Source organism: Tepidiphilus sp. J10 (assembly GCF_006980785.1).
Lineage (GTDB): Bacteria > Pseudomonadota > Gammaproteobacteria > Burkholderiales > Rhodocyclaceae > Tepidiphilus > Tepidiphilus olei.
The window spans coordinates 1-618 of sequence record NZ_SBHP01000022.1; the positions used below are offsets into that span (position 1 = coordinate 1).

A 618-nucleotide genomic window follows, 5' to 3' on the forward strand; every position below is an offset into this window, starting at 1 on the left:
GGGTTGTGTACCATCCTTTCTGTAAATTCCGTTTAGCGCTTCTGGCAGAAAGTGCGCGGCGGTAGGTCTGACGCCATGACTTCGAGAAAGGAGTACGCCCATCATGGCGATGCGTGTCGAAACCAATCCTTTGGAAATGGCTTATGCAGTGTTGCTCGAACACGGACTGGATGGTGCCGGCGAGGCCCTGCGTATCCTCGTCAATGAAGCCGCCAAGATCGAACGATCCCAGTTCCTTGGCGCGGCGCCCTATGAACGTAGCGAGCGACGGCGTGACTACGCCAACGGGTACAAACCCAAGACGGTACTCACCCGCCTTGGTGAGCTGACCTTCCAGGTGCCCCAGGTGCGTTCCGGCGACTTCTACCCTTCTGCCCTCGAAAAAGGCACCCGCACCGATCAGGCGGTGCATCTCGCCCTGGCCGAGATGTATGTCCAGGGGGTCTCCACCCGCCGGGTGATCGAGGTACTGCAGCGCCTGCTGGGACCGGAGATTTCGCTCTCCACCGCCCAAGTTAGCCGCGCCGCCGCCAAGCTCGACGAGGGGCTCAGAGCTTGGCGCGAGCGTCCTCTGGGTGAAGTGCCCTATCTCTTTCTGGATGCCCGTTACGAGAAAGT

1 protein-coding gene is annotated in these 618 nt (G+C 60.4%); it reads left to right on the plus strand.

Annotated elements, in window-relative coordinates; translation table 11 throughout:
- Positions 1-103: 103 nt before the first annotated feature.
- Positions 104-618, plus strand: a 515-nt coding sequence (locus EPD81_RS10590) for a transposase (RefSeq protein ID WP_185955436.1), incomplete at its 3' end; no start/stop codon positions are given.